21 protein-coding genes and 2 pseudogenes are annotated in these 24803 nt (G+C 39.5%); 19 read left to right on the top strand and 4 right to left on the bottom strand.

Annotated features, from left to right (window positions below):
• Positions 1–7: 7 nt before the first annotated feature.
• From CYO89_RS01690 to galU, 3 genes are read right to left on the bottom strand one after another with little or no spacing between them, the layout of a single operon-like run.
• Complete coding sequence (locus CYO89_RS01690; RefSeq protein WP_103596904.1) at positions 8–553, bottom strand: DUF1287 domain-containing protein; 546 nt, start codon at positions 551–553, stop codon at positions 8–10.
• Between the two features lie 3 nt (positions 554–556).
• Positions 557–1777, bottom strand: coding sequence for a glucose-6-phosphate isomerase (locus CYO89_RS01685; RefSeq protein ID WP_103596903.1), 1221 nt, complete (start codon positions 1775–1777; stop codon positions 557–559).
• Complete coding sequence (gene galU, locus CYO89_RS01680; protein WP_103596902.1) at positions 1774–2595, bottom strand: UTP--glucose-1-phosphate uridylyltransferase GalU; 822 nt, start codon at positions 2593–2595, stop codon at positions 1774–1776. Before galU ends, CYO89_RS01685 begins: the two co-directional genes overlap by 4 nt.
• Positions 2596–2721: 126 nt before the next feature.
• On the opposite strand from galU, the gene CYO89_RS01675 reads away from it, so the two are divergent.
• From CYO89_RS01675 to tsaD, 13 genes and pseudogenes are all read left to right on the top strand, one after another.
• Positions 2722–3357 (top strand): IMPACT family protein, encoded by a 636-nt coding sequence (locus CYO89_RS01675; protein WP_103596901.1) that lies wholly within the window; start codon positions 2722–2724, stop codon positions 3355–3357.
• Positions 3358–3405: 48 nt separating this feature from the next.
• Complete coding sequence (locus tag CYO89_RS01670; protein WP_103596900.1) at positions 3406–6594, top strand: N-6 DNA methylase; 3189 nt, start codon at positions 3406–3408, stop codon at positions 6592–6594.
• The gene (locus CYO89_RS01665) at positions 6594–7142 is read left to right on the top strand and encodes a restriction endonuclease subunit S (RefSeq protein WP_103596899.1); all 549 of its coding nucleotides are present in this window, start codon (positions 6594–6596) and stop codon (positions 7140–7142) included. The genes CYO89_RS01670 and CYO89_RS01665 overlap by 1 nt, the downstream gene beginning before the upstream one ends.
• Before the next feature lie 48 nt (positions 7143–7190).
• The gene (gene lgt / locus CYO89_RS01660) at positions 7191–8006 is read left to right on the top strand and encodes a prolipoprotein diacylglyceryl transferase (RefSeq protein ID WP_103596898.1); all 816 of its coding nucleotides are present in this window, start codon (positions 7191–7193) and stop codon (positions 8004–8006) included.
• A gap of 119 nt (positions 8007–8125) precedes the next feature.
• Entirely contained in the window at positions 8126–8824 is a 699-nt protein-coding gene (locus CYO89_RS01655; protein WP_035160410.1) for a fumarate reductase cytochrome b subunit, read from the top strand.
• 14 nt (positions 8825–8838) lie between these two features.
• Positions 8839–10857 carry a fumarate reductase flavoprotein subunit gene (locus CYO89_RS01650; protein ID WP_004317497.1) on the top strand — a complete coding sequence of 673 codons (2019 nt, stop codon included), beginning with the start codon at positions 8839–8841 and terminating at the stop codon, positions 10855–10857.
• A complete protein-coding gene (locus CYO89_RS01645) occupies positions 10850–11569 on the top strand; it encodes a fumarate reductase iron-sulfur subunit (RefSeq protein WP_004317555.1) in 720 nt (239 codons plus the stop codon). Before CYO89_RS01650 ends, CYO89_RS01645 begins: the two co-directional genes overlap by 8 nt.
• 377 nt (positions 11570–11946) lie before the next feature.
• A pseudogene (locus tag CYO89_RS10710) lies at positions 11947–12119 on the top strand (restriction endonuclease); the annotation flags it as partial.
• A 322-nt stretch (positions 12120–12441) separates the two neighbouring features.
• On the top strand, positions 12442–13173 hold the full coding sequence (locus CYO89_RS01635; RefSeq protein ID WP_103596897.1) for a phosphatidate cytidylyltransferase: 732 nt from the start codon (positions 12442–12444) through the stop codon (positions 13171–13173).
• A complete protein-coding gene (dxr, locus tag CYO89_RS01630) occupies positions 13155–14264 on the top strand; it encodes a 1-deoxy-D-xylulose-5-phosphate reductoisomerase (RefSeq protein ID WP_103596896.1) in 1110 nt (369 codons plus the stop codon). Before CYO89_RS01635 ends, dxr begins: the two co-directional genes overlap by 19 nt.
• A complete protein-coding gene (locus CYO89_RS01625; RefSeq protein ID WP_103596895.1) occupies positions 14251–15486 on the top strand; it encodes a uracil-xanthine permease family protein in 1236 nt (411 codons plus the stop codon). Before dxr ends, CYO89_RS01625 begins: the two co-directional genes overlap by 14 nt.
• The gene (locus tag CYO89_RS01620) at positions 15486–16784 is read left to right on the top strand and encodes a M99 family carboxypeptidase catalytic domain-containing protein (RefSeq protein WP_103596894.1); all 1299 of its coding nucleotides are present in this window, start codon (positions 15486–15488) and stop codon (positions 16782–16784) included. Before CYO89_RS01625 ends, CYO89_RS01620 begins: the two co-directional genes overlap by 1 nt.
• Entirely contained in the window at positions 16781–17785 is a 1005-nt protein-coding gene (gene tsaD / locus CYO89_RS01615; RefSeq protein ID WP_103596893.1) for a tRNA (adenosine(37)-N6)-threonylcarbamoyltransferase complex transferase subunit TsaD, read from the top strand. Before CYO89_RS01620 ends, tsaD begins: the two co-directional genes overlap by 4 nt.
• A 48-nt stretch (positions 17786–17833) precedes the next feature.
• On the opposite strand, the gene putP is transcribed toward tsaD, so the two are convergent.
• The gene (putP, locus tag CYO89_RS01610) at positions 17834–19321 is read right to left on the bottom strand and encodes a sodium/proline symporter PutP (protein WP_103596892.1); all 1488 of its coding nucleotides are present in this window, start codon (positions 19319–19321) and stop codon (positions 17834–17836) included.
• Between the two features lie 191 nt (positions 19322–19512).
• On the opposite strand from putP, the gene CYO89_RS01605 reads away from it, so the two are divergent.
• The 6 genes and pseudogenes from CYO89_RS01605 (at position 19513) to CYO89_RS01585 (ending at position 24794) form a co-directional block, all read left to right on the top strand.
• Positions 19513–20181 carry an amino acid ABC transporter permease gene (locus tag CYO89_RS01605; RefSeq protein WP_410368993.1) on the top strand — a complete coding sequence of 223 codons (669 nt, stop codon included), beginning with the start codon at positions 19513–19515 and terminating at the stop codon, positions 20179–20181.
• A complete protein-coding gene (locus CYO89_RS01600; protein ID WP_103596890.1) occupies positions 20174–20902 on the top strand; it encodes an amino acid ABC transporter ATP-binding protein in 729 nt (242 codons plus the stop codon). Before CYO89_RS01605 ends, CYO89_RS01600 begins: the two co-directional genes overlap by 8 nt.
• Before the next feature lie 12 nt (positions 20903–20914).
• Positions 20915–21685, top strand: coding sequence for a basic amino acid ABC transporter substrate-binding protein (locus CYO89_RS01595; protein WP_103596889.1), 771 nt, complete (start codon positions 20915–20917; stop codon positions 21683–21685).
• Positions 21686–21813: 128 nt separating this feature from the next.
• Positions 21814–22596 (top strand): annotated as a pseudogene (locus tag CYO89_RS10705) (cache domain-containing protein); the annotation flags it as partial.
• Positions 22588–23766, top strand: a complete 1179-nt coding sequence (locus tag CYO89_RS10700; protein WP_430516205.1) for a methyl-accepting chemotaxis protein — start codon at positions 22588–22590, stop codon at positions 23764–23766. The pseudogene CYO89_RS10705 and the gene CYO89_RS10700, both read left to right, overlap by 9 nt.
• A 311-nt stretch (positions 23767–24077) precedes the next feature.
• On the top strand, positions 24078–24794 hold the full coding sequence (locus tag CYO89_RS01585) for a basic amino acid ABC transporter substrate-binding protein (protein WP_087583725.1): 717 nt from the start codon (positions 24078–24080) through the stop codon (positions 24792–24794).
• Positions 24795–24803: the final 9 nt, after the last annotated feature.

The raw sequence follows: 24803 nt of genomic DNA, 5'->3' as shown, positions 1-24803 counted from the left end.
CATTTTGCTACTTTAGCCTAAAATGCCCCGTGATCTTGTAGCTATAAAGTATGTTTTCTTCTTGCACGCCAGAGCCGATATTGTGGATGACAAGCGGTGTTTGGCCTTCAAATTTATCTGAGATCACACCGATGTGAGGTAGATTTTTTGGTAGCATCCATGTGACGATATCGCCTGGCAAAAATTTATCATCTCTGGCCTCAAAACCTTTTCTTTTTAGATAGGTAGCGATGTTTAAAACACGCCTGTGATCGATGTTTTTATCAGCCTTTTTAAGTCCCCATTTTTTAGGATAGCTTGCAAAATTTCTACTCATATCTTCAAAAATGAGCCTTTGCAGATCCATATCCTGATGCCGCAAAGCCCTTACTACAACGTCGGTGCAAACGCCCTTTTTGATATCCACGTCACCCATTGGGTAGGCGAGCCGCTCATAACTTGGATCGTAACTTAGAGTCACGCCTATCTGCGACCTAGCGTCATTTACAAATTTACTCGCCGAAAAGGCAAAAATTTGCGTGGCAAAAAGAGCTAAAAGTAGAAATTTCTTCATTTTCTACTTTAAAAGCATTGTTTTTAAGATACGTTTTCCTATCTCAACGCCTGGCTGATCGTAGGTGTTGATGCCTAGCATGATACCAGTGGCAGAGGTTAGTAGCTCGTAGTAAAAAATGAGCCAGCCAGCATGAAACTCATCAAGCCTCTCAAGCGTGATAGTATCGACACTTATGCCCTCTTGCACCAGCGCCATAGCCGTCGCATCGCACTGCAAATTTATAAGCTCGTTTAGGCTTAGACCCGCCACAAAATCGCACTCTTCAAGCCCCTTTAGGCTTAAATTTGGGATGGTCTTGTCGCTTGCGTGATCTTTTATCTTTATAAACGTCACACTCTTATCTTTTACGCCGTCCATGATAAGCTGTAAAAAGCTGTGCTGATCGCGGCTGCCGACAAGTCCAACTGGCGTAAGGCCGACCCTTTTATAGCCTCTTTTTTTACCAAGGCTCTCCGCCCAAAGCTGCACGTACCAGTCGTTAAATTCAAAAAACCTATCGCAATAGCTAAAAATGACATTTATACTTGCATTTCTGCTAGTTGCGTAGTGGTAGGCTTTAGCGACTATTGAGCTATCTTTTTGCTCGATGTATTGCTTCTTGCAAGCAAGTGCGCCCTCCAAAAGTGCCTTTATATCATAGCCACAGATACCAAGAGGCACAAGGCCGATCGCACTTAGCACGCTAAATCTCCCGCCAACGTTCTTTGGGATGTTAAAAAATTTGATCCCATTTTCTTTGGCGAAATTTTCTAAATTTGTGCCTGGATCTGTGATGATGAGGAAATTTTTGCCTAAATTTTGAGGTTTAAAGTCATCAAGCAAGCACTTAAAAATGGTGATCGTCTCGATCGTATTGCCTGATTTTGAGCTTATTATAAAAAGTGTCTCATCAAATTTTAGCCCACTAAGCGTGCTTTTGTAGCTGCAAGGATCGACGTTATCTAAAAACAAAAGCTCTCTTTTTATCCCCTTTGTGCCTTCAAGCATTGATTTTAGCGCCTTTACGCCAAGACTGCTGCCACCAATGCCAACAAGTACTACATTTTTGATATGAGCTAGCCCCTTTTCATATTCCTTGATCTCGCCAAGTAAATTTTGCCCAAGCACCGGCAAGTGGTAGTAGCCTATCTCGCCGCTTTCGTACTCGTCGTTTATGCGTTTGGCATAGGAGTCGATGACCTCGCTGTTTGCAAAGTTAAATTTAAATGAAGTTTCTATCATTTACTGCGCTCGTAAAAGAAATTTGTAGCCTCGACAAAGCCATCGATGCTACCGCAGTCAAATCTCTTGCCCTTAAATTTATAGGCTAGCACCATGCCATCTTTCGCCTGCGTTTTTAGCGCGTCTGTGATCTGGATTTCGCCGTTTTTGCCTGGCTTTGTTTGCTCTAAGATGTTAAAAATATCTGGCGTTAGGATGTAGCGGCCAATTATCGCTAAATTTGTCGGAGCCTCGGCAGGATCAGGCTTTTCAACCATATCATCGACCATTATGAGATCATCTTCTATAAACCTACCGCTTACTACGCCATAAGACTTGGTCTGCTCTTTTGGCACCTCCATCACAGCTACGACGCTGCAGCGGTATTTCTCATAAATTTTAACCATTTGCGAAAGCACGCCCTCGCCATTTTCATTTATACATAGATCATCTGCCAAAATGACCCCAAATGCCTCATCTCGAACTAGAGTTTTACCCGTATAAATGGCGTGTCCAAGCCCTTTCATGGCATTTTGCCTAGTAAATGAAAATGTGCATGAGCTCATTAAATTTCTAACTTCGCTAAGTAGTGACTCTTTTGAGCTGCCTGCGATCTCTTTTTCTAGCTCGTAGCTGATGTCAAAATAGTCCTCAAGCGCCCTTTTTCCGCGTCCTGTGACAAAGGCCATATTGTCCATGCCAGCCTCAAGCGCCTCATCAACGCCGTAGTGAATGAGCGGTTTTGTAAGGATCGGCAACATCTCTTTTGGGAGTGATTTTGTAGCTGGTAAAAACCTCGTTCCATATCCAGCCGCTGGAAATAGGCAAGTTTGTATCATTTTAGTCCTTCATGAAAAATTGCAAAATTCTACTATTTTTTCCTTAATAATATAAATTTGTCTGAATTTACAAGGCTTTAATTAGCAAATTGATAAGATTTTTAAAATTTTTAAAAAAGAGCAAATTTGCAGACGATTGATAGGATTTTCAAAGCCCAGCTTGATATAAAAAAGTCAAATTTCTTAGCATTTTTATGCCCTATAAGCTCGTTTAAAAGCTTGCATGAAAGCCTAAAAGAGGAGCATTTTAAGGCTGTTCACGTAGTTTGGGCGACAAGGGAGCTAAACAAATATGGACAAATCGTTGAAAATCAAAGTGATGACGGCGAGCCAAAGGGCACTAGCGGCCAGCCAAGCCTAAATGCGCTAAGAGGGGCTGGGCTTATAAACGTTGGGGTCTTGATAGTTCGCTACTTTGGCGGGATAAAGCTTGGCACTGGAGGGCTTGTTAGAGCCTACTCAGGGGCTGTAAATGAAGCGATAAATGAAGCGATAAAAGATGGTGGCGTAATGAAATTTGAGATAAAAGATGAGGTTAAATTTTTTACGCCATTTTCGCTGATGAGCCGTTTTGAGCACTACTTTGCCACTAAAAATTTAAGCGAGTTTGAAAGAGAATTTAACGACCTTGGAGCGATCTGGAGCGTAAATTTAAACGAAGCCGAGTTTGCTGAGCTATTTAAATTTTGCAAAGAATTTGAAGCAAGCGAGTTTAAATTTTTAGCCTTGCCACTTGGCAGCAAAGCGCTGTTTATTTATTAAAAGCCAAATCATTGTAAAATATCAAAAATTAAAGCAAAAAGAGAGAAAATGATAACAAAGGAAAATTTAAGAGAAGTTCTCCAAAAACTAAATTTTACGTTAGACGAAAATGGTGAAATTTTTACTAAAAATTATCAAAACGACAATATCCTAGTAAATTTTAAATCTCAAAAAATTATCTATCCAAAAGAGCTTATTTGCGGCGATAAAACTAGCTCAAATTTCGATCATCCCGAAAATTTCGTCGTTTTAGAGTGCATAGATCGCCTTTTAACTAGCGGTTATACACCTTCAAATTTAGAGATAGAGCGCAAATGGAAACTCGGCAGAGATCAGAAAAGCGGTAAAGCCGACATTATCGTAAAAGATAATCAAGGCTCAACATATATGATAATAGAATGCAAAACTTTTGGCATGGAGTATAAAAAAGAGCTATCCAAAATGAGAGAAAACGGTGGTCAGCTTTTTAGCTATTATCAGCAAGAAACATCTGCAAAGTTTTTGCTTCTTTATACGGCTGATTTTGATAGCAATACACCTAAAAACGAGTACTTTGCGATAGATTTAAGCGACGATGAAAATATAAGTAAAAACGCCGATAAAACCTATGAAAATGCTACGAATAATATAGAAAAATTTCAAGTTTGGCGAGATACTTATGAGTATGATGGCTTTAGCGTAGGCGTATTTGATAGCAAGCCGTTTAATATAAAACAAAATCAAAAAACATTACGTAGCTTACAGGAAATTACTTTAAGTGACGTGGGCGGTAAATATAATGAATTTGCAACAATTATGCGAAAACACAACATTAGTGGACGTGAAAATGCTTTTGACAAACTCTTAAATTTATTTCTTTGTAAGATTATTGATGAGTTAGAAAATCCAAACGAGCTTAAATTTAACTATCGCGGAAAAAGATATGACGATATTTATGCTTTTAGTGATAGGCTCCAGCAACTTTATCAAAAAGGTATGATGAAATTTTTGCAAAAAGAGATCGCATACGTCTCTGACAAGCAAATTCAAGATGCTTTTAAATTTCTTAAAAAAGATCCCGACGAGACTAAAAAGACGATAGAAAAATATTTTAGAGAGCTTAAATTTTACACAAATAACGACTTTGCTTTTGTGGAAGTTTATAATGAAGAGCTTTTTAAGAAAAACGTCAAAATTTTGACCGAAGTAGTCGAAATGTTTGAAAATATTCGTCTAACAAATAGTGAGCATAATCAATTTTTAGGCGATTTATTTGAGGGCTTTTTGGATCAAGGCATCAAGCAAAGCGAAGGTCAGTTTTTTACTCCGCTTCCTATCGTTAAATTTATTATTCAAAGCCTACCAATAGAGCAAATTTTAAAAGACAATGAAGACGTTAGAGTAATTGACTATGCTTGCGGTGCGGGGCATTTTATAAATGAATACGCAAGCTTTATTAAGGCTCATTATATAAAAGATGCGGACGAATTAAAGCGTCATCACAAAAATATTTACGGCGTAGAAAAAGAAAGTCGTTTGGGTAAAGTAAGTAAGGTTGCAAGCTTTATGTATGGGCAAGATTTAAACATTATAGATCAAGACGCGCTAGCCTACCATAAAGATATCGATAAAGGAGGTTTTAACATTTTAATTGCAAATCCGCCTTATTCGGTAAAAGGCTTTTTAACGACACTAAAAGAGGATGATAATTATGAAAAATATGAGCTTAGCGCGTTAATTGAAAATCTAGAAACCAATAGAGCCATCGAGTGTTTTTTTGTGGAGAGGGCTGCCCAAATTTTAGATAAAGACGGTGTTTGCGGTATCGTTTTGCCAAGCTCGCTTATAAATAAAACTGGTAAAATTTACGAGAAAACACGCGAAATTTTGTTAGGAAATTTCGAGATTATCGCTGTTAGCGAATTCGGAAATAAAACATTCGGCAAAACTGGAACAAATACGGTTATTTTATTTTTACGCCACCTAGCAAACAAGCCGAATGCCTTACTCCACGCCAAAAACCGCGCCGCTAGCGTTATAAACGATGGCAGCTTTTTAGCACAATATAACGATAGGCTAAATTTAGGCGAATACTGCGAATTTATGGGCTATGACAAAGATAAATACGAAAAATTTATAACGCAAAACGAACTTTTTGAAAATGAGATTTTTAGCGAATACGAATCAGCATTTAAATCTAGTAGCGAGTATAAGAATATAGATAAGAAAAAAATTCCTGATGAACAAAAGAAGACTGAAATTTCTAAAAAAAAGTTTGAGTTCATAAAGGCTATCGAGATAGAAAAATTTAGCATCTTTCAGCTTGTAAATTCTCAAACAACGCTCATAACTAAAGCGCCGAGCAATAATGAGGAACAGAAAAAATTTTTAGGCTACGATTGGAGTGATGCCAAAGGTAACGAAGGGATAAAATACATAACGGATGCGGTGATAGGCGGCGATGACGACGAAACGATAGAAAATATAAAAAAAATAAGCTCAATTAAGACCGCACTTTACGATCCAAGCGATTTATATAATCCCGAAAAATTAAATTTTATTATTCGCGAAGCCTTCGACGGAAAATTAAAACGAATTAACGAGGACTTAAAGCCGTATGCAAATTTGGTAAATTTACGTGATTGCATAGATTTTCGCCGTGCAAGCTTTGATAAAGCGATAAATTTAAGAGCGAAAAGTAAAGTCGAGATAACGAGTAAGTATCCACTTGTTAGATTAGTAGATTTTCCTTCTCAAATTAGTAAAGGTAAATCTATCACACAAAAGGATACAAGAAGTGGTGTTTATAAAGTCGTTGCAGGTGGTTTAAATTATGCTTATTTGCATAATGAATTTAATAGAGATGAAAATACGATAACGGTTAGCGCATCGGGCGCAAATGCTGGTTATGTTAATCTATGGAAAGAGAAGATATTTGCATCGGATTGCACAACAATAAGGGCAGAATCAGACGATGAAACATTTTATATTTTCTACTTCCTAAAAAATATACAACAATATATTTTTACCTTAGCTAAGGGTGCGGCACAACCACATGTTTATCCTATAGACTTAGAAAATTTAAAAATCCCGAAACCGCCGATTGAGATTCAAAAACAAATCGTAGTTGAATGCGAAAAAGTAGATAATGAGTTTAAAACTATTAGAATGGAGATTGACGAGTTAAAAGCTAAAATGAGTAAAATTTTCTCTAAGTTTGGTATAAGTTTTGAAACAAATGGGGGGGGTATGAGCTAATTTCTAAATTTTGCGATATTTTAATAGGTGGAACGCCCAAAAGAGGTAATTCCGCATATTATGGCGGAGAAAATTTATGGCTAAGTATTTCAGAGATGAATTCAAACTTAATAACCGACACTAAGGAAAAAATTACAAATTTAGGGGTAAAGAACTCAAACGTTAAACTTATACCAGAAGGTACAACTCTTGTTAGCTTTAAACTAAGTATAGGAAAAACTGCCATTGCAGGAACTGATTTATACACAAATGAAGCAATAGCTGCCTTTGTTATCAAGAAAGAGTTTAAGGATAAAATTTTGGATAAATTTATCTTTTGCTTATTTGATACAAAGTTTATAAAATTACAAAAAAATGGATTGAATGCTTTTGGTCAAAGCCTAAATTCAAAAGACTTAAATTTAATAAAAATCCCACTTCCGCCGCTTTCTACACAAAAGCAAATCGTCTCCGAATTTGAAAAATTAGAAGACGAAATTTTGCAAAGAGAACAAAAACTAACAAATTTACAAGGTGTATACGGTAAAATTTTAGATAAATATTTATGATTTTAAGCCTTTCTATTATAGAATCCATAAAAAATAAAATGAGATTCTATGGAAATTTGGAACGACATTTATAACCACTTTAACCCAGTCGCTTTTAGTGTTTTTGGCTTTAGCGTGCACTGGTATGGGCTTATGTATATTTTAGCCCTTGTTTTGGCGCTTGCCATGGCAAAGTATCTCGTTAAAAAAGATGATATCCCCATCTCAAATCAACTTTTAGATAACTACTTTTTTTGGGTAGAGATAGGCGTCATTTTGGGCGCTAGACTTGGCTGGGTTTTAGTTTATTCTGGCGAAGCGGGATATTATCTAACGCAGCCTTGGCAAATTTTTAATCCAATCCACAACGGCGAGTTTATAGGAATTCGCGGTATGAGCTATCACGGCGCTGTGGTTGGCTTTTTGTTAGCGACAATTTTATTTTGCAAAAGATATAAGCAAAACGCTTGGCAGTTGCTTGATCTTTGCGCCATTTGCATACCTTTTGGCTACACCTTTGGCAGGATAGGAAATTTCTTAAATCAAGAGCTTTTTGGGCGAGTCACAGACGTGCCTTGGGCGATAAATGTCTTTGGTCAGCCAAGACATCCAAGCCAGCTTTATGAAGCATTCTTAGAAGGTTTAGTTATTTTTGTCATTTTATTTTTATATAGAAAATATAAGAAATTTAATGGCGAGCTCATAGCACTTTACGCCATTTTATACACATTTGCAAGATTTATTTGTGAATTTTACAGAGAGCCTGATTCTGGACTTGGATTTATTATTTTTGGTCTATCAATGGGGCAAATTTTATCACTTATTATGTGCGGGTTCGGAATTTTTGTCTATATTAAACTCTATAAGAGATTTACGAAAATTTAATGTCAATATTTAAAATTTATTAAAGTAAAGTTCTGATAACATTAGCTTTATCAATTAATGCTAATGTTTAAATTAGTATTAAGAAATGATAACTTATTTCAAATTTCTTAGGAGGGCTCATGACCGGGCTTATAGAAGGTTTTTTGGGGAAACGGTCGGACGGCAAAAAAAGCCGCACTCCAGCCGCTTGGGATAGATGGCAAAGTATTACAGGATTTATTCTAGCCTGTTTCATATTGTGCCATATGGTTTTTACTTCTACTATACTACTTGGCAAAGACGCATTTAACGCTGTCGTAGGATTTGCAGAGGCTAAATTTTTATTTGGCGAGGCTACTTGGTGGATCACAAATGTTATAGCTGCTGTTATCTTTGTAGTTTTTGTAACTCACGCTTTCTTGGCAATGAGAAAATTTCCTGCAAATTATAGACAATACTTAATGTTTAGAGGCCACAAAGACCGCATGAAGCACCTTGATACCACACTTTGGTGGTTCCAGTTTTTAACAGGCTTTGCTCTATTTTTTGCAGCAAGCGCCCACCTCATCGACATCATCTTTGGTGGACACATCACTGCTGACAAATCAGCTGCTGCTTTTCATAAACTAGAAATTTTCTACTTCGCACTACTTGTTTTTATGGTCGTTCACGCTAGCGTTGGTATGTACCGTTTATATGTCAAATGGGTAAGCATTGATGGCGTAAATAAACACGAAATGTTTGCCAAAAGAAATAAGGCAAAGACAGTTGTATTTGTCATTTATGGCATACTTGCTGTGATCGCTTTGATCGCTGACTTCGTGTGGATCAGCCATTAAAAAGGAGCTAGAAGATGAATGTAAAATATTATGACGCATTGGTAATTGGTGGCGGTCTAGCTGGTCTTAGAGCTGCTGTGGCTGCTGGAGAAAAGGGCTTAAGCACCGTAGTTTTGAGCCTCATCCCTGTAAAACGCTCTCACTCTGCTGCTGCACAAGGCGGCATGCAAGCAAGCCTTGGTAACTCTAAAATGAGTGAAGGCGATAACGAAGATGTACACTTTGCTGACACAGTAAAAGGTAGCGACTGGGGTTGTGATCAACAAGTTGCACGTATGTTTTGTCAAACTGCACCAAAAGCTATTAGAGAGCTTGCAGCTTGGGGTGTGCCTTGGACTAGGATCACAAAAGGCGAAAGAAGCGCTATCATCAACGCTCAAAAGACAACTATCGTTGAAAAAGAAGAGGTTCATGGCCTTATCCACTCACGTGACTTCGGTGGTACAAAAAAGTGGAGAACTTGCTACACAGCTGACGCAACTGGTCACACCATGCTTTTTGCTGTTGCAAACGAAGCGCTTAAGCACAATGTAGAAATTCACGACCGCAAAGAGGCGATCGCTTTGATACACCAAAATAACCGCTGTTACGGCGCGATCGTTCGTGACCTAGTAAATGGCGAGATCACAGCTTATGTTTCAAAAGGCACACTGATAGCAACTGGCGGTTATGGTAGAGTTTATAAACACACTACAAACGCTGTTGTTTGCGAAGGTATCGGCGCTGCGATCGCACTTGAGACTGGCGTAGCTCAGCTTGGCAACATGGAAGCTGTTCAGTTTCACCCAACTCCGATCGTCCCATCTGGCATTCTTTTAACAGAAGGTTGCCGCGGTGATGGTGGAATTTTACGTGACGTTGATGGATACCGCTTTATGCCTGATTATGAGCCAGAGAAAAAAGAGCTAGCTAGCCGCGACGTCGTTAGCCGCCGTATCATGGAGCACATCCGTGCAGGCAAAGGTGTGCCTAGCCCTTATGGCTATCACGTTTGGCTTGATATCTCTATCCTTGGACGCGAGCACATCGAGAAAAATTTACGTGACGTTCAAGAAATTTGCGAAATTTTTAATGGTATCGATCCTGCTGACACTGAAGTATATACTGACGAGACAGGACATCAGCGTGGCAAAGGTTGGGCGCCGATCCTGCCTATGCAGCACTACTCAATGGGCGGCATCAAGACAAAACCAACTGGCGAGAGCCCAACTTTAGCTGGTCTATTTAGCGCTGGCGAGGCTGCTTGCTGGGATATGCACGGCTTTAACCGCCTTGGTGGTAACTCAGTTTCTGAGACAGTCGTTGCAGGTATGATCGTTGGTGATTATTTTGCAGATTATTGCGCTAGCCACGAGATCGAGATAAACACAGCTGATATCGAGAAATTTGTTAAAAAACAAGAAGATTATCTAAATAGCCTCGTCACAAAAGAGGGTAAATTTAACGTCTTTGATATCAAAAACAAGATGAAAGAGGTAATGTGGGAACACGTTGCGATATTTAGAACAGGCAAAGGCCTAGAACTTGCTGTTAAAGAGCTTGAAGCACTCTACAAAGAGTCACTTGATGTAAAGGTAAGCAACAAAGCACTATTTGGCAACCCAGAGCTTGAAGAGGCTTACCGCGTGCCAAAGATGCTAAAACTAGCACTTTGTATCGCAAAAGGTGCGCTTGATAGAACAGAGAGCCGTGGTGCTCACTGCCGTGAAGACTATCCAAAAAGAGATGACCTTAACTGGCTAAACAGAACGCTTACAAGCTGGAAAGAAGGCGACACTATGCCAACTATCACTTATGAGCCACTTGATATCATGAAGATGGAGATGCCGCCAGCATTTAGAGGTTATGGTGCAAAAGGAAATATCATCGAGCATCCAAACAGCGCTATCCGCCAAAAAGAGGTCGATGAAATTCGCGAGAAAATGCAAGCAGAAGGCAAGAGCAGACAAGAAATTCAAGAGGCTTTGATGCACTATGACCTTCAACCAAAATATAAAGCACCAAATGAAAGAGCAGGTATAGGAAATGAGTAGAAAAATAACCATAAAAGCTTTTAAATACAATCCTTTAAGCAAAGTTTCAAAGCCTCATTTTGCGACTTATGAGCTTGAAGAGACCGATGGTATGACGCTATTTATCGCGTTAAATCAAATTCGTGAGAAATTTGATCCAGATCTTAGCTTTGACTTTGTTTGTCGTGCTGGAATTTGCGGAAGTTGTGGCATGCTAGTAAATGGCAAACCAAGCCTAGCTTGCAGAACTCTAACAAAAGATTTTGAAAGCGGTGTCATCGAGCTTATGCCTTTGCCAGTCTTTAAACTACTAAAAGATCTAAGCGTAGATACTGGCAACTGGATGAACGCTATGAGTAAGCGTGTCGAGAGCTGGATACACACAGATCATGAGACAGATATCTCTAAGCTTGAAGAGAAAGTTGAGCCAGAAGTTGCTCAAGAAGTTTTCGAGCTTGATCGCTGTATAGAGTGCGGAATTTGCGTCGCATCTTGCGGAACAGCTATCATGAGACCTGATTTCATCGGCGCTGTTGGTCTAAACAGGGTTGCTAGATTTAAGATAGACGCACTTGATAAGAGAACTGACGAGGACTTTTACGAGCTAATCGGCGATGATGATGGCGTATTTGGTTGTATGACTTTGCTTGGCTGCGAAGACAACTGCCCAAAACACCTACCACTTCAAAGCCGCATAGCTTATATGCGTAGAAAAATGGCTGCTATAAAGTAGCAAAGGGGCTGTAAAAAGCCCCAAATTTATTTAAAAACTCTGCAAACTGACGCCAAGATACAGATACAAATATCTAGTGCTGCAAATACTAAAAATATAAATATTAAAATCGGAAACGACAAGACTATGCCTATTATATAACCAAGTGGCAAGGTAATAAAAAATAAAAGACCAAAACCGACACTAAAGCAAAAAAATAGCGCAAACAATGAAGCGATCACGTTCATAAACAAATTGATATTATCAGAGAAAAACTCTGTTAGGCTTATATATTTCATGCGGTGATTATAGCTTTTAAGATTACAAAAATTGATTAAAATTTATCTAGCATTTTAGAAAAAATAAACCATGGAACTAGATGTCGATTAGACGGCGTCATGGATGAGCTAGGACTTTCTAAAATTTACATCCAAGCAAAAAGATATAAAGATGGCAGCAACATAGGCAGGCAAGAGATACAGCAGTTCAACGGCGCTATCTCAAATAAAAATACCAAAAAAGGCGTCTTTTTAAGGCGGCAAAATTTACAAAAGAGGCCCAAACGTTTGCCAAAGATAGTCAAAACTTTAGCGTAGTCTTGATAGATGGCGACAGACTAGCCGAGCTAATGATAAAGTATAAAGTAGGCGTTCAAACAGGCCAGATATATGAAATTTGTAAGATTGACACCGACTTTTTTGACGAAAATAATTTTTAGATACAAGAATAAGCAATCTTTTTGTTTTCATCGCATAAATTTTTTGCGTAGCCACCCAAATAAACCTAAAATTTACCAACTCAAAACACATTTTAAACCAAATTTCACTCTTATAAACGCCGTCTAAATTTTAAGTGTTATAATTACGGCAAAATAACGATTTTAAGGAGAGTGTATGTCTTCACGCATTATCACTGGCGTTTTGATGTTTGTTGCTATTTTGGTAGTTTTTTTTATAGATAATTATATTTTAAATTTTATTTTGCTTGGCGCTGTGCTTTACTTTGCCTTTAATGAGTCGCTCAAGCTTTACGGCATCGATCACAAACAGCTAGTTTATGCAGCACTCGCATTTTACGTGCTTACATATTTTACAAATCCGATCTTCATCGCGATCCTAGCTATCATGCTGGTAGCATCTATCCTTGCGCACATAAAAAGCGAAAATTTAAAGCTAGTTGCCCCTTTTGTCTATCCGACAACTCCTATCTTTATGATGTGGATGCTTTACTCAGAGTATGGCATGGGCTATCTTGCGTGGCTTATCTTAAGCGTCGTTGCAAGCGATAGTGGCGCATTTTTCGTTGGTAAGATGTTTGGCAAGCATCCATTTAGCCCAAGCTCACCAAACAAGACCATCGAAGGTGCAGTTGGCGGCGTGGTAGTAGGCACCATAATTGGCTGCGTAGTTGGAAATTTCGTAACAGATGGATTTTTTCAAATTCTATTTTCAAGCTTTTTAGTCTGCGTCTTTGCGGTCTGGGGAGATCTCTTTGAGAGCTATCTAAAGAGACTTTGCGGTGTCAAAGACAGCGGCACGCTTTTCCCAGGTCACGGTGGCATGCTTGATAGGATAGATGGCTATTTATTTGGCGTTGTTGCGCTACTTTGGTCGCTATCGTGGTAATACTTGGCTCAACTGGCTCTATCGGCAAAAATACTCTAGCGCTCTGCGAGAAATTTAATGTAGAGGTTGAGGCGCTAAGCTGCGCTAAAAACGTAGCTTTGCTAAACGAGCAAATTTTAAAATTTAAGCCAAAATTTGTCTGTGTGGGCGACGAAAAGCTAGCTAAAAATATAAAAAACATTGAAGCTAAAAACATCTTTTTTGGCGAGGCTGGACTGCTAGAAATGCTTGAAATTTCAAGCTCAAAAAAGGTGATAAACGCCCTTGTTGGCTTTGCTGGACTTGCTCCTAGTCTAAAGACACAAGCGCTTGGCAAAAAACTTGCTCTTGCAAACAAAGAGAGCCTTGTAGTTGGCGGCAAATTTTTAAAAACAAGAGAAATTTTGCCCATTGATAGCGAGCATTTTGGGCTTAAATTTCTACTAGAAAATAAAACTACCCCAAGCAAGCTCATCATCACAGCAAGTGGCGGGGCATTTTATAAAAAACCGATCAAATTTCTAAAAGACGCCACGCCTAGCGACGCACTTAAACACCCAAACTGGGATATGGGCGCAAAGATAACGATTGATAGCGCTACGATGACAAACAAGCTTTTTGAGGTGATGGAGGCCTACTGGCTTTATGGCATAAAAGATATCGAGGCCGTGATAGAGCCAACCTCAGCCATCCACGCCGTAGTTGAGTTTATCGATGGCTCAAGCACGATGCATCTCTCACGCACAGATATGAAACTGGCCATTTCGCATGCTATCTTTGAAAAAGTTGAGCAAAATATCGTCTCACACGCAAATTTGCTTGATCTAAAAAATATCAAATTTCACAAGATCAGCCTTAAAAAGTATCCGGTCTTTTCACTAAAAGATGAAGTCTTAGCTAGTCCTGATCTAGGTGTCGTCATAAACGCTGCAAACGAGGTTGGAGTATTTAGTTTTTTAGAGAAAAAGTGCTCATTTTTAGATATCTCAAGGCTTATTTTGGGCTTGACTAATAAATTTAAAGATATAAAAATTTCAAGTGTAGATGAAATTTATGAAGTTGATAAAGAGGTTCGAGAATACGCAAAAAGGATGCTAAATGCAAAGGTATGAAGGGTATAAATTTAATCTTAGACAAAGCTTGATCGGTGTGCAGTTTTTATTTGTCGCCTTTGGTGCGCTGGTGCTCGTGCCTATCCTTACGGGGCTTGATGCAAACGTAGCGCTCTTTACCGCTGGCCTTGGTACGCTGCTTTTTCAGCTAATAACTAGAAAAAACGTCCCGCCGATCTTTCTAGCAAGCTCGTTTGCCTTCATCGCTCCGCTTCAGTACGGCATCGAAAAATGGGGCATACCAGTGACTATGGGCGGAGTTATATTTGCTGGATTTTTCTATGTCGCGCTAAGTCTTGTGGTTCGCTTTGGCGGCGAGAAAATTTTGCATAAAATTTTGCCTCCAGTTGTCGTTGGCCCTGTCATCATGACCATAGGTCTGATACTAGCTCCTAATGCCGTCAAAATGGCTACTTCAGCTGCCCAGACCTACACCCAAAACGTAGCGATGATAGTTGCAGCCACCTCGCTTATAGCTACTATCGTTGTCATGATGCTAGGACGCGGGATGTTTAGGCTCATACCGATCCTGCTTGGCATCATCGCTGGCTATATAGTGGCTTACTGCTTTGGCATGGTTGATTTTAGCGCCATTGCAAACGCCCCTTGGTTTAGAGTGCCAAGCTTTAGCGCACCAAAATTTGAAATCGAAGCGATCATCTATATGATACCTATCGCCATCGCCCCAGCGATCGAGCACATCGGCGATATGCTCGCTATCTCAAACGTCACAAAAGAGGATTTTTTGAAAAATCCAGGGCTAAAAAACACCCTTTTAGGCGACGGTCTAGCCACCTCGCTAGCTGCTGCCTTTGGTGGTCCGCCAAACACCACCTACTCAGAGGTCACAGGCGCAGTTAGCCTTACAAAAGCGTATAATCCAGCGATCATGACCTTTGCAGCGATCACTGCTATCGTGCTAGCCTTTGTTGGCAAGCTTGGCGCGGTGCTCTCGACCATCCCAGCACCAGTCATCGGCGGCATCATGCTGCTACTTTTTGGCATCATCGCAAGCGTTGGCATGGAGACACTTATAAAAAACAGAGTAGATCTTGCCGATCCTAGAAATATGATAATCGTAGCCCTCATCTTCATCTTTGCCATCGGCGGCATGGTGCTTGACCTTGGTGCGGTTAAATTTTCAGGTATCGGACTTGGCGCGGTTACTGGTATAGTTTTAAATTTGCTTTTGCCAAAAACAAAGCATTACGAAGGATATTAATGCGTAAATTTAGACTTCTTCTAGCGGCTTTTGTAGCTGCAAGCCTTGCAAATGCAAGCGCACTGGACTATGCACTTATCAAAAAAGGTGAGCCAAGTAGTAATACTATGCTCTTAATTGGAGGCATACAAGGCGATGAGCCAGGCGGCTTTTTGGCGGCTTCTATCGTGGCGACTGACTATAACATCACAAAAGGCTCGCTTTGGGTCGTGCCAAATTTAAATTTCCCAAGTATCATCGAGCGAAGTCGCGGCACAAAGGGCGATATGAATAGAAAATTCGCCCACGTCGATAAAGACGATCCAGACTACAACTCAGTCATGAAGATAAAAGACGTCATCACCGATAAAAACGTCACGCTCATCTTAAATTTACACGATGGTAGCGGATATTATAGAGATAAATTTATAAGCAAGGATGAAAATCCAGACAAATGGGGTAACACTTGCATAATCGATCAAAGCACACTGCCGGGCTCAAAGTATCCAGAGCTTGAAAGCATCGCATCAAGCGTAAAAGACGTGCTAAATAAGCACCTCATAGACCCAAAACATCAGTATCATGTCAAAAATACGCACACAGCTATGGGCGACAAAGAGATGCTAAAAAGCCTCACCTACTACGCTATCACGCAAAACAAGTCCGCCTTTGCAAACGAAGCTAGCAAAAATTTAAACGCCGAGCAAAGGACATATTATCACCTTATAGCGATCGAGGAGTATATGAAAAAGGCTGGCATTAGCTTTACTAGACCGTTTGAGCTCGATGTCAAAAGCGTGAAAAAAGCGATCGAAAAAGAGATCAGGCTTGAGCTATTTGACAGCTACGCTCTTAGCCTTAAAAATTTAAAGCCAGTGATAAGCTTCGTGCCATTTAAAAGGGGCGAGCTAAGCTACCACTCGCCAAATCCGCTAATCGCTGTCATAAAAGAGAATGACACTTACAAAGTGCAGTATGGCAACCGCTCTGTCACAAGGCTAAAACCGCAATACTTTGAGTTTGCAAAGCCACTTGATAAAATTTCTCTTACGATCGACGGCAACGAGCAGGTGCTAAAAAGTGGCGACAAATTTAGCGTGAAAAAGAGCTTTAAGGTAAAAGCTCTCAAAAATGTGCGCGTAAATGTCATAGGATACGGCACTAAAAGCATTGATGAGAGCGAGCAGGACATCGATAAAAACAGCCTAAATAAAAGCTATAGCATAGATAAAGATGGCAAAATTTACCGAGTTGAGTTTTACAAAAGCGAAAATGGTAAAGAGAAATTTGCTGGCATGATACTAGCGGAGTTTAGATGATACTTGGCATCGAAAGTAGCTGCGATGACAGCTCTGTTGCGCTCATAGATGAAGAGACGCTGGAGCAAATTTATTATAAAAAGATCTCGCAAGAAGAGGAACACGCTATCTTTGGTGGTGTGGTCCCAGAGCTTGCAGCGAGGCTTCACACAAAGGCGCTGCCAGCACTTTTAAATGATATCTTGCCAAATTTAAAAGATATAAACGCCATCGCTGTGACAAACGAGCCAGGGCTAAGTGTGAGCCTGATAGGTGGCGTCAGCATGGCAAAAGCGCTAAGCGTCGCTTTAAATATACCGCTAATCGCCGTAAATCACCTTGTCGGCCACATCTACTCGCTATTTTTAGACTGTGAAGCCACCTTTCCGCTTGGCGTTTTGCTAGTAAGTGGCGGACATACGATGATTCTTGAGATTGACAAAAATGGCGAAATCACAGAGCTTGCAAGCACTGGCGATGATAGCTTTGGCGAGAGCTTTGACAAGGTGGCAAAGATGCTTGATCTTGGCTATCCAGGAGGCGCTGTGGTGCAGCAAAATGCACTTTTATGTGAGGATAAAGAGAGGTTTAAATTTACCGTCCCACTTCTTCACGACAAACGCCTTGAATACAGCTTTTCAGGTCTTAAAAACCAAGTCAGAGTTGAAATTTCAAAGCTTGAAACTATCACACAAAAAGATATCTCAGATATTTGCTACGCCTTTGAAAATACAGCCTGCGAGCACATTTTAAATAAGCTTGAAAAGGTTTTCAAGCTAAGAAATTTCAAGCGTTTTGGCGTGGTTGGCGGAGCGAGCGCAAATTTAAATTTACGAAAAAGGCTTGAAATTCTTTGTCAAAAAAATGGGTGCGAGCTTTTGCTAGCCCCACTTGCGTTTTGCTCTGATAATGCGCTGATGATAGCAAGAGCTGGACGTGAGAAATACTTAAAAAAAGAGTTTATCTCGCATGATAAACTAACTATAAATCCAAGGGTTAGTTTTAAGAAATTTGAAATTTAAAATTAGAGTAAATTTGATGGTGGCTAAAGCTAGCCACCTTGTTTAAATTTAAAGTCTTGTTTTCATCTTTTCAAATTCATCTTTTATCACTTGCTCGTGTGGCTCGCTAGTCATTTTATTTATCGCGTCGCCCCAGATACTGACCATGATGATGGCTAGGCTTGAGGTTAAAATGCCTGGTAAAATTTCATAAACATAGGCATTTAGTCCTGATGTTATCCAAAATATCACGGTCGCACCCCCAGCTATCATGCCAGCAAGCGCTCCAAGTGCGCTCATGCGTTTCCAGTAAAGGCTAAAAAGTAGCACTGGTCCAAAGCTCGCGCCAAATCCAGCCCAAGCGTTGCCAACGACGTTTAGAACGTTATCTGTCGAGATAAAGGCAAGCACTGTGGCAATTAGCGCTACAACCACGACTGCATAGCGGCTGATCGCTGTTTGCGTGCTTTGGCTCACCTCTTTTTTATAAAAGGCAAAGATGAAGTCCTTTGTGACCGAGCTTGAAGTGACTAAGAGCTGGCTTGAGATGGTACTCATGATCGCTGAAAGCACGGCTGAGATGATGATACCTATAAAAAATGGTGGGAAAAGTAGCTCACCGAGCTTTAAAAACACGGTCTCAGGATCGCTTAGCCCGCCTCTTTGGCTAAAATAAACAAAGCCGATAAGTCCGCTCATAATTGCACCAAGTAGGCCGATCGTCATCCAGCCGATGCCGATCCTTCTTGCCTTTGCAAGCTCTTTTGAGTCGCGTATCGCCATAAATCTAACTATGATATGTGGCTGTCCAAAGTAGCCAAAGCCCCAAGCTAGAAGGCCCAAAATGCCCCAGAAAGTCTGGTTTCTAAATGGATTTAGGTGATTTGCATCAAGCCTGCTTATCTCTTTTATCAAATTTGTATCGCTTGGCAAGTCTAAATTTAGATATGCCACGACTGGGATCGAAACTAGGACGCAAAACATCAAAAGCCCCTGAAATGCGTCAGTTATGCTAACAGCCTTAAATCCACCAAAAAACGTATAAAAGACCACAATACAAAGTGTAAATATCGCACCATACTTAAAGCCTATGCCAAAAAAACTCTCAAAAGTCTTACCACCAGCGATGATACCGCTACTTACGTAAAGTGTAAAAAATATCAAAATGATAAGGCCAGATACGATCCTTAAAATTTTCGTCCTATCTTTAAAGCGGTTTTCCAAAAAGTCTGGTATGGTGATGCTATCGCTCGCGATCTCAGTATAGACCCTAAGCCTCTTTGCTAGAAATAAGTAGTTGCAGTACGCTCCCACGATAAGACCAGCTATCATCCAGACATTTGCTACGCCAGTTGCGTATAAGGCCCCGGGCACGCCAAGTAACATCCAACCACTCATATCAGAGGCGCCAGCACTAAGTGCGGTGACGACTGGACCCATTTGACGGTTATCCAGCAGATACTCGTTCATACTTGCATTTTTATCGTAGAAATATCTTCCGATAAAGAGCAAAAAGCCAAAATAGATGGCGATGGCTATGTAAGACCCAAAGCTCATAAAATTCCTTTCAAATAAAATAAAACGGTTATGTTATTACAAAAATATTTAAATTTCAATGAGCGGGCTTGTTCCTTAAAAATTTTTAAGCAAAATGATATATTTTTTTTCGTATCATTTAAGGCTACATTTTAAAGAAAAGGACGAAGTTGAAGGCTCAAAATTTAGCTAAATTTCTGTTTTTTATAACAATCGTCTCATTGGGCGCATATTTTTTCTACCCAAGGGAGCTTAGCGATGCTCAGCAGCTAGCCTATATAAAGAGCTACGGAGTGACGCTGGGGCTTACTATCGGTGGTGTCGCCATAGGTATTACGCTTGGATTTATCTTAGCGTTTATTAAATTTCTAAACATCAAAGTTATAAATTTTATAATAGACGAATACATCGACATCTTGCGTGGAACGCCTGTAATACTTCAACTTCTTATATTTTCAGTGGTCATTTTTGCCACTTGGAGTGACAACTTCTACGTCGCTGTGATCGCACTTGGACTAAATAGCTCAGCATACGTCGCTGAGATCGTAAGAAGTGGCATAAATAGCGTCGATAAAGGTCAGATGGAGGCAGCTAGGGCGATGGGGCTAAACTACTACGTTTCGATGCGTGAGATAGTCTTCCCGCAAGCTACTAAAAATATCTTGCCAGCACTTGCAAACGAGTTTATATCGCTTTTTAAAGAGACCTCAGTAGTTGGCTACATAAGCGTCGTTGATATCACGATGCAAAGTAAGAGCCTTCAGGCGGTCTTTTACAGCCCAGAGCCAGTCATTTTTACGGGCATTGTATATTACGTGAGCGTTAAATTTTTCACCCTTTTGGTGAAACTACTTGAGAGGAGACTAAATCGCCATGATTGAGATTAAAAATTTAAATAAAAGCTATGGCGATCTACTCGTTTTAAACGACATCAGCGTAAATATCAAAAAAGGTGAGGTTATAGCGATAATTGGCCCAAGTGGTGGCGGCAAAAGTACATTTTTACGCTGCATAAACCGCCTTGAAGAGCCAGATAGTGGGCATATCAAGATAAACGGCGAAGATATCTTGGATAAAAAGTCAGATATAAATAAAATTCGCCAAAAAGTGAGCATGGTGTTTCAGCACTTTAACCTTTTTGCAAACAAAAACGTCTTGCAAAATTTGACTCTAGCTCCAATAAAAGCTGGAATTTTAGACAAAGAGAGTGCCGAGAGGAGGGCCGAGGAGCTGCTAAAGAGCGTTGGGCTAAGCGATAAGAAATTTGCCTATCCGCATAAGCTCTCAGGCGGTCAAAAACAGCGTATAGCAATCGCAAGAAGCCTAGCTATGGAGCCGGAGGTGATACTATTTGACGAGCCAACAAGCGCACTGGACCCTGAGATGATCGGCGAGGTGCTTGATATCATGAAAGATGTCGCAGCAAAGGGCATAACTATGCTTGTGGTGACTCACGAGATGGGCTTTGCGAGAAACGTGGCAAATAGAATTTTCTTTATGGACAAAGGCAAGATAGCCGTTGATGACACGCCAAAAAACGTCTTTACAAATCCGCAGCATGAGCGTCTACAAGAGTTTTTAGGCAAAATTTTAAACCACTAATAAAGGAGAAAAATGAAAAATTTATTAAAAGTTCTAGCGTTAGGGTTGGTTCTGTTTTTTATAGGTTGTGGTGATGATAGTGGTAAAAAAAGCGCTACAAACGCGCCAGAAGCTAGCAAAGAGGTAGTTTATAAGGTCGGATCAAGCGCTGATTATCCTCCGTTTGAATATCTTGATGAGAAAAACCAGATCGTTGGCTTTGAGATAGATCTTCTAAATGAGATCACTAAAAAAACTGGGATCAAATTTGACGTTGCAAATATGAGTTTTGATGGGCTGATACCAGCTTTAAAAACAGGCAAGATCGATATCGCGATAAGCGGTATGAGCGCAACTGACGAGAGAAGAAAGTCGGTTGATTTTACTAAGCCATATTATTTTTCAGAGAATTTATTTATCCGCAAAAAAGGCTCAGATGTAAATAAAGACAACCTTAAGGATAAGAAAATTTCAGCTCAAGTTGGCACACTTCAAGAAGAGGCAGCTAAAAAGATCACAACTCAGTCAATCCCAGCTGAAAACGTAGCAGCAGCTATAATGTCACTAAATGCCGGTAAGATCGATGTTGTGCTTACTGATAGCCCGATAGGTGTTGAGTTTTTAAAACAAAATCCAGACTTAGAGGAGTTTTTGAGACTTCCTGACGGCACAGAGGGCTTTGCGATGGCGTTTGATAAGGGCAAATATACTGATCTTATCAAAAAGATAGATGCTGCGATCGAAGAGCTACAAAAATCTGGCGAATTTGACAAAATACTCGCTAAATACGACCTTAAAAAATAAATTCTAATATAAATTTGCAAGAGGCAAAATGCTTCTTGCAAAAAATCTCACAAATTTCTAATTTATAAAATTAAATATTATTTAAATATATTGTAATAAAATTGTCAATTTACTTTAAGGAGAATGCAATGAAGTCACTCAGGATGAGAACGGCACTTGTGCTAAGTGTCATGCTTTTGGTTTGTGTTAGTGTGGTTGGTCTTGTGACCTATAACATGGCTAAAAATTTATATACCGACAGGGTCGAAAGTAAAGAATTCCCACTTGCTGTCAATGAAGTTGGTTATAAAATAGAATCTTACATCGATAAGATAATCGACGCTTCTTATCAAATAACTCAAAATAGCTTCTTAATAGACTGGGTCAAAAATGGCGAGGACGAGCACGGTAGAAAGGTCTTGTTTGACTATTTTCAAACTCTTGCTAAAAATTTAAAGCTAGATACAATAATGTTTGGCTCAGATAGAACCCTAAACTACTATGTCGAAGATAAAATTTTAAAGGTCATTAATCCAGAAAACGACAAGTGGTACTACGCCTTAAAAGATGGCAGCAGCCCAAGCCTAATCGACATCAACAAGGCTGAAGACGGCAGCGGCAAGATAATGATGTATATAAACTATAAGGTTCAAAAAGATGATAAATTTTATGGTATCGCAGCGACTGGCGTAAATTTAAGCGAGATAGTAAATTTTGTCCAGTCACAAAAGATAGGTCGCGGCGGTAAATTTCTACTAGTTGATGAAAAAGGCGACATCAAAATCGGCAAAGATGTAAGCGGCAATCTAAAAGATATAGTCGGCGAGGAAAATCTCAAAAAACTTCTCAATGAAAATGGTGGCTATGTTTCACTAGAAAAAGATGGCAGAAATTTATTGATCGGCTCAAAATATATCAAAAGTATGGGGTGGTATCTTATCGGCGAGCTTGACAAAGATGAGCTTTTAGAGGATCTAAACTCACTTGCTTATGCATCTGTCGGAGTGCTTGTAGTGGTGCTTATTTTAGGACTATTGCTCTCACTTTATCTATCATCATATCTTTTAAAAATCATCCTCAAACTAAAAACAGGCCTACTATCTTTCTTTGATCTACTAAATCACAAGACAAACAAAGCACAGCCTATAGAGATAACATCTAAAGATGAATTTGGTCAAATGGCAGAGCTAATAAACAAAAACACAAAGGCCATTGAAGATGGTATGAAAGATCAAAGTATCTTCATCCAAAAAGCCAACACCTTTGTAAATGAGATAAAAGATGGCAACTATGAAGCAAGCTTAGAAGCAGATACTAATAACCCAGCTCTAAATCAACTAAAAAGCACATTTAAAGATCTACAACTTGCTCTTAAAAATGCAATCTCAAGTAACGGTAAAGATGTACTTGATCTACTAAACACTTATAAAAACCAAGACTTTACAAAAAGACTTGATGATGATGGTAAGATAGCAAGTGGTATAAACTCTCTTGGCATAGAAATATCTAAAATGCTAAATGACAATCTAAACCAAGCTCAAGTACTAGAAGAAAAAGCTAAACTTCTAGCTAGCTCAGTATCTAAAGTAGCAAGCTCAGCAAACACTCAAGCAAATAGCTTACAAGAAAGCGCAGCTGCAGTTGAGCAAATGTCTAGCTCAATGAATGCCATCTCTCAAAAGACAGCTGATGTTATAAGACAAAGTGATGAGATCAAAAACATCATAACTATCATTAGAGATATAGCAGATCAAACAAATTTACTTGCTCTTAATGCTGCAATAGAAGCAGCACGTGCAGGAGAACATGGCAGAGGCTTTGCAGTTGTTGCTGATGAAGTTAGAAAACTAGCAGAAAGAACTCAAAAATCACTTGGTGAGATAGAAGCAAATACAAATGTCCTAGCTCAATCAATAAATGAGATGAGTGAATCAATAAAAGAGCAAAGTGAAGGTATCAATATGATCAATCAATCAGTTGCTCAAATAGATAATCTAACAAAAGAAAATGTTGTAATTGCAAACCAAGCAAATGAAGTAACATCAGAAGTAGATGAGATGGCTAAAGCTATAGTTGAAGAGGTTAGGAAGAAGAAATTCTAGCTTTTTTATCCAAAGGGAGACAAGGGGACTTAAATTACGAAGCCGTCCCCTTATCTCCATTTAGATACCCCAATCCCCTCGCACGTTCAAGGTGCATGCAATAGTGCTAACGCACTGCATGCGTTTCAAAATCTCTGATAAATTTTAGATACGCTCGCTCATAAATTTTAAAATTTGATCGAAATCTTTCTAGTGTATTTGTTTATACACTTTACAAGCTTATGTAAATTTCTATCATTGCGCTAAATTTAAACAAATTTTAATAGATAAATGCCGATAATTAGGGCTTTAAATCACTTTAAAGGATAGACATGAAAAAGATCTTTGCTCTTTTACTAACAGCTTTTGTTGCTCTTTGTGCAAACGAGCTAAAATTTGGTACTGCGGCAAACTACCCGCCATTTGAATACATCGATGAAAACAACAAAATAACAGGCTTTGACATCGACTTGATAGATGAAATTTCAAAGCGTGCTGGCTTTTCATACAAGATCATAAATATGAGCTTTGATGGCCTTATCCCAGCGCTTAAAGCTGGCAAGATAAATGGCATCATAAGTGCGATGAGCGCGACTCCTGATAGACTAAAGTCGATTGACTTTACAAAGCCATACTATCTAACTGAAAACATCTATCTAAAGAAAAAAGGTAACGACGCTTTAAAAGCTAAAGAGGAGCTAGCTGGCAAAAAAGTAGGCGTGCAACAAGGCACCATCCAAGAGCTAGCTGCAAATGCGATAAATGGCGCAAAAGTAGTGCCTTCAGAAGATACTGTGCCACTTATAATGGGACTAAAAGTTGGCAAATTTGACGCAGTCATCCTTGATAGCTCGATCGGCTATGGCTTTATCAAGAAAAACCCTGAAATAGAGGCGTTTTTCAAAGAGGTTGATGGTAGCGAGGGCTTTTCAATCGCTTTTGATAAAAATAAAGAGAGTGAGCTTATCGCTAAGATAAATCAAATTTTAGATGAGATGAAAAAAGACGGCAGCTATGACGCACTGCTTAAAAAATACGAACTAAAATAACACCTCCAA

This window comes from Campylobacter concisus (genome assembly GCF_002913765.1).
GTDB classification, from domain to species: Bacteria; Campylobacterota; Campylobacteria; order Campylobacterales; family Campylobacteraceae; genus Campylobacter_A; species Campylobacter_A concisus_BB.
This window is presented reverse-complemented; position numbering and strand designations above follow the sequence as displayed.

Bases quoted from the DNA above. Each gene is read 5' to 3' on its own strand.
- CYO89_RS01690 (WP_103596904.1), bottom strand. From the start codon at position 553: ATGAAGAAATTTCTACTTTTAGCTCTTTTTGCCACGCAAATTTTTGCC.
- CYO89_RS01685 (WP_103596903.1), bottom strand. From the start codon at position 1,777: ATGATAGAAACTTCATTTAAATTTAACTTTGCAAACAGCGAGGTCATC.
- galU (WP_103596902.1), bottom strand. From the start codon at position 2,595: ATGATACAAACTTGCCTATTTCCAGCGGCTGGATATGGAACGAGGTTT.
- CYO89_RS01670 (WP_103596900.1), top strand. From the start codon at position 3,406: ATGATAACAAAGGAAAATTTAAGAGAAGTTCTCCAAAAACTAAATTTT.
- lgt (WP_103596898.1), top strand. From the start codon at position 7,191: ATGGAAATTTGGAACGACATTTATAACCACTTTAACCCAGTCGCTTTT.
- CYO89_RS01655 (WP_035160410.1), top strand. From the start codon at position 8,126: ATGACCGGGCTTATAGAAGGTTTTTTGGGGAAACGGTCGGACGGCAAA.
- CYO89_RS01650 (WP_004317497.1), top strand. From the start codon at position 8,839: ATGAATGTAAAATATTATGACGCATTGGTAATTGGTGGCGGTCTAGCT.
- CYO89_RS01645 (WP_004317555.1), top strand. From the start codon at position 10,850: ATGAGTAGAAAAATAACCATAAAAGCTTTTAAATACAATCCTTTAAGC.
- CYO89_RS01635 (WP_103596897.1), top strand. From the start codon at position 12,442: ATGTCTTCACGCATTATCACTGGCGTTTTGATGTTTGTTGCTATTTTG.
- CYO89_RS01625 (WP_103596895.1), top strand. From the start codon at position 14,251: ATGCAAAGGTATGAAGGGTATAAATTTAATCTTAGACAAAGCTTGATC.
- CYO89_RS01620 (WP_103596894.1), top strand. From the start codon at position 15,486: ATGCGTAAATTTAGACTTCTTCTAGCGGCTTTTGTAGCTGCAAGCCTT.
- tsaD (WP_103596893.1), top strand. From the start codon at position 16,781: ATGATACTTGGCATCGAAAGTAGCTGCGATGACAGCTCTGTTGCGCTC.
- putP (WP_103596892.1), bottom strand. From the start codon at position 19,321: ATGAGCTTTGGGTCTTACATAGCCATCGCCATCTATTTTGGCTTTTTG.
- CYO89_RS01600 (WP_103596890.1), top strand. From the start codon at position 20,174: ATGATTGAGATTAAAAATTTAAATAAAAGCTATGGCGATCTACTCGTT.
- CYO89_RS01595 (WP_103596889.1), top strand. From the start codon at position 20,915: ATGAAAAATTTATTAAAAGTTCTAGCGTTAGGGTTGGTTCTGTTTTTT.
- CYO89_RS10700 (WP_430516205.1), top strand. From the start codon at position 22,588: ATGGGGTGGTATCTTATCGGCGAGCTTGACAAAGATGAGCTTTTAGAG.
- CYO89_RS01585 (WP_087583725.1), top strand. From the start codon at position 24,078: ATGAAAAAGATCTTTGCTCTTTTACTAACAGCTTTTGTTGCTCTTTGT.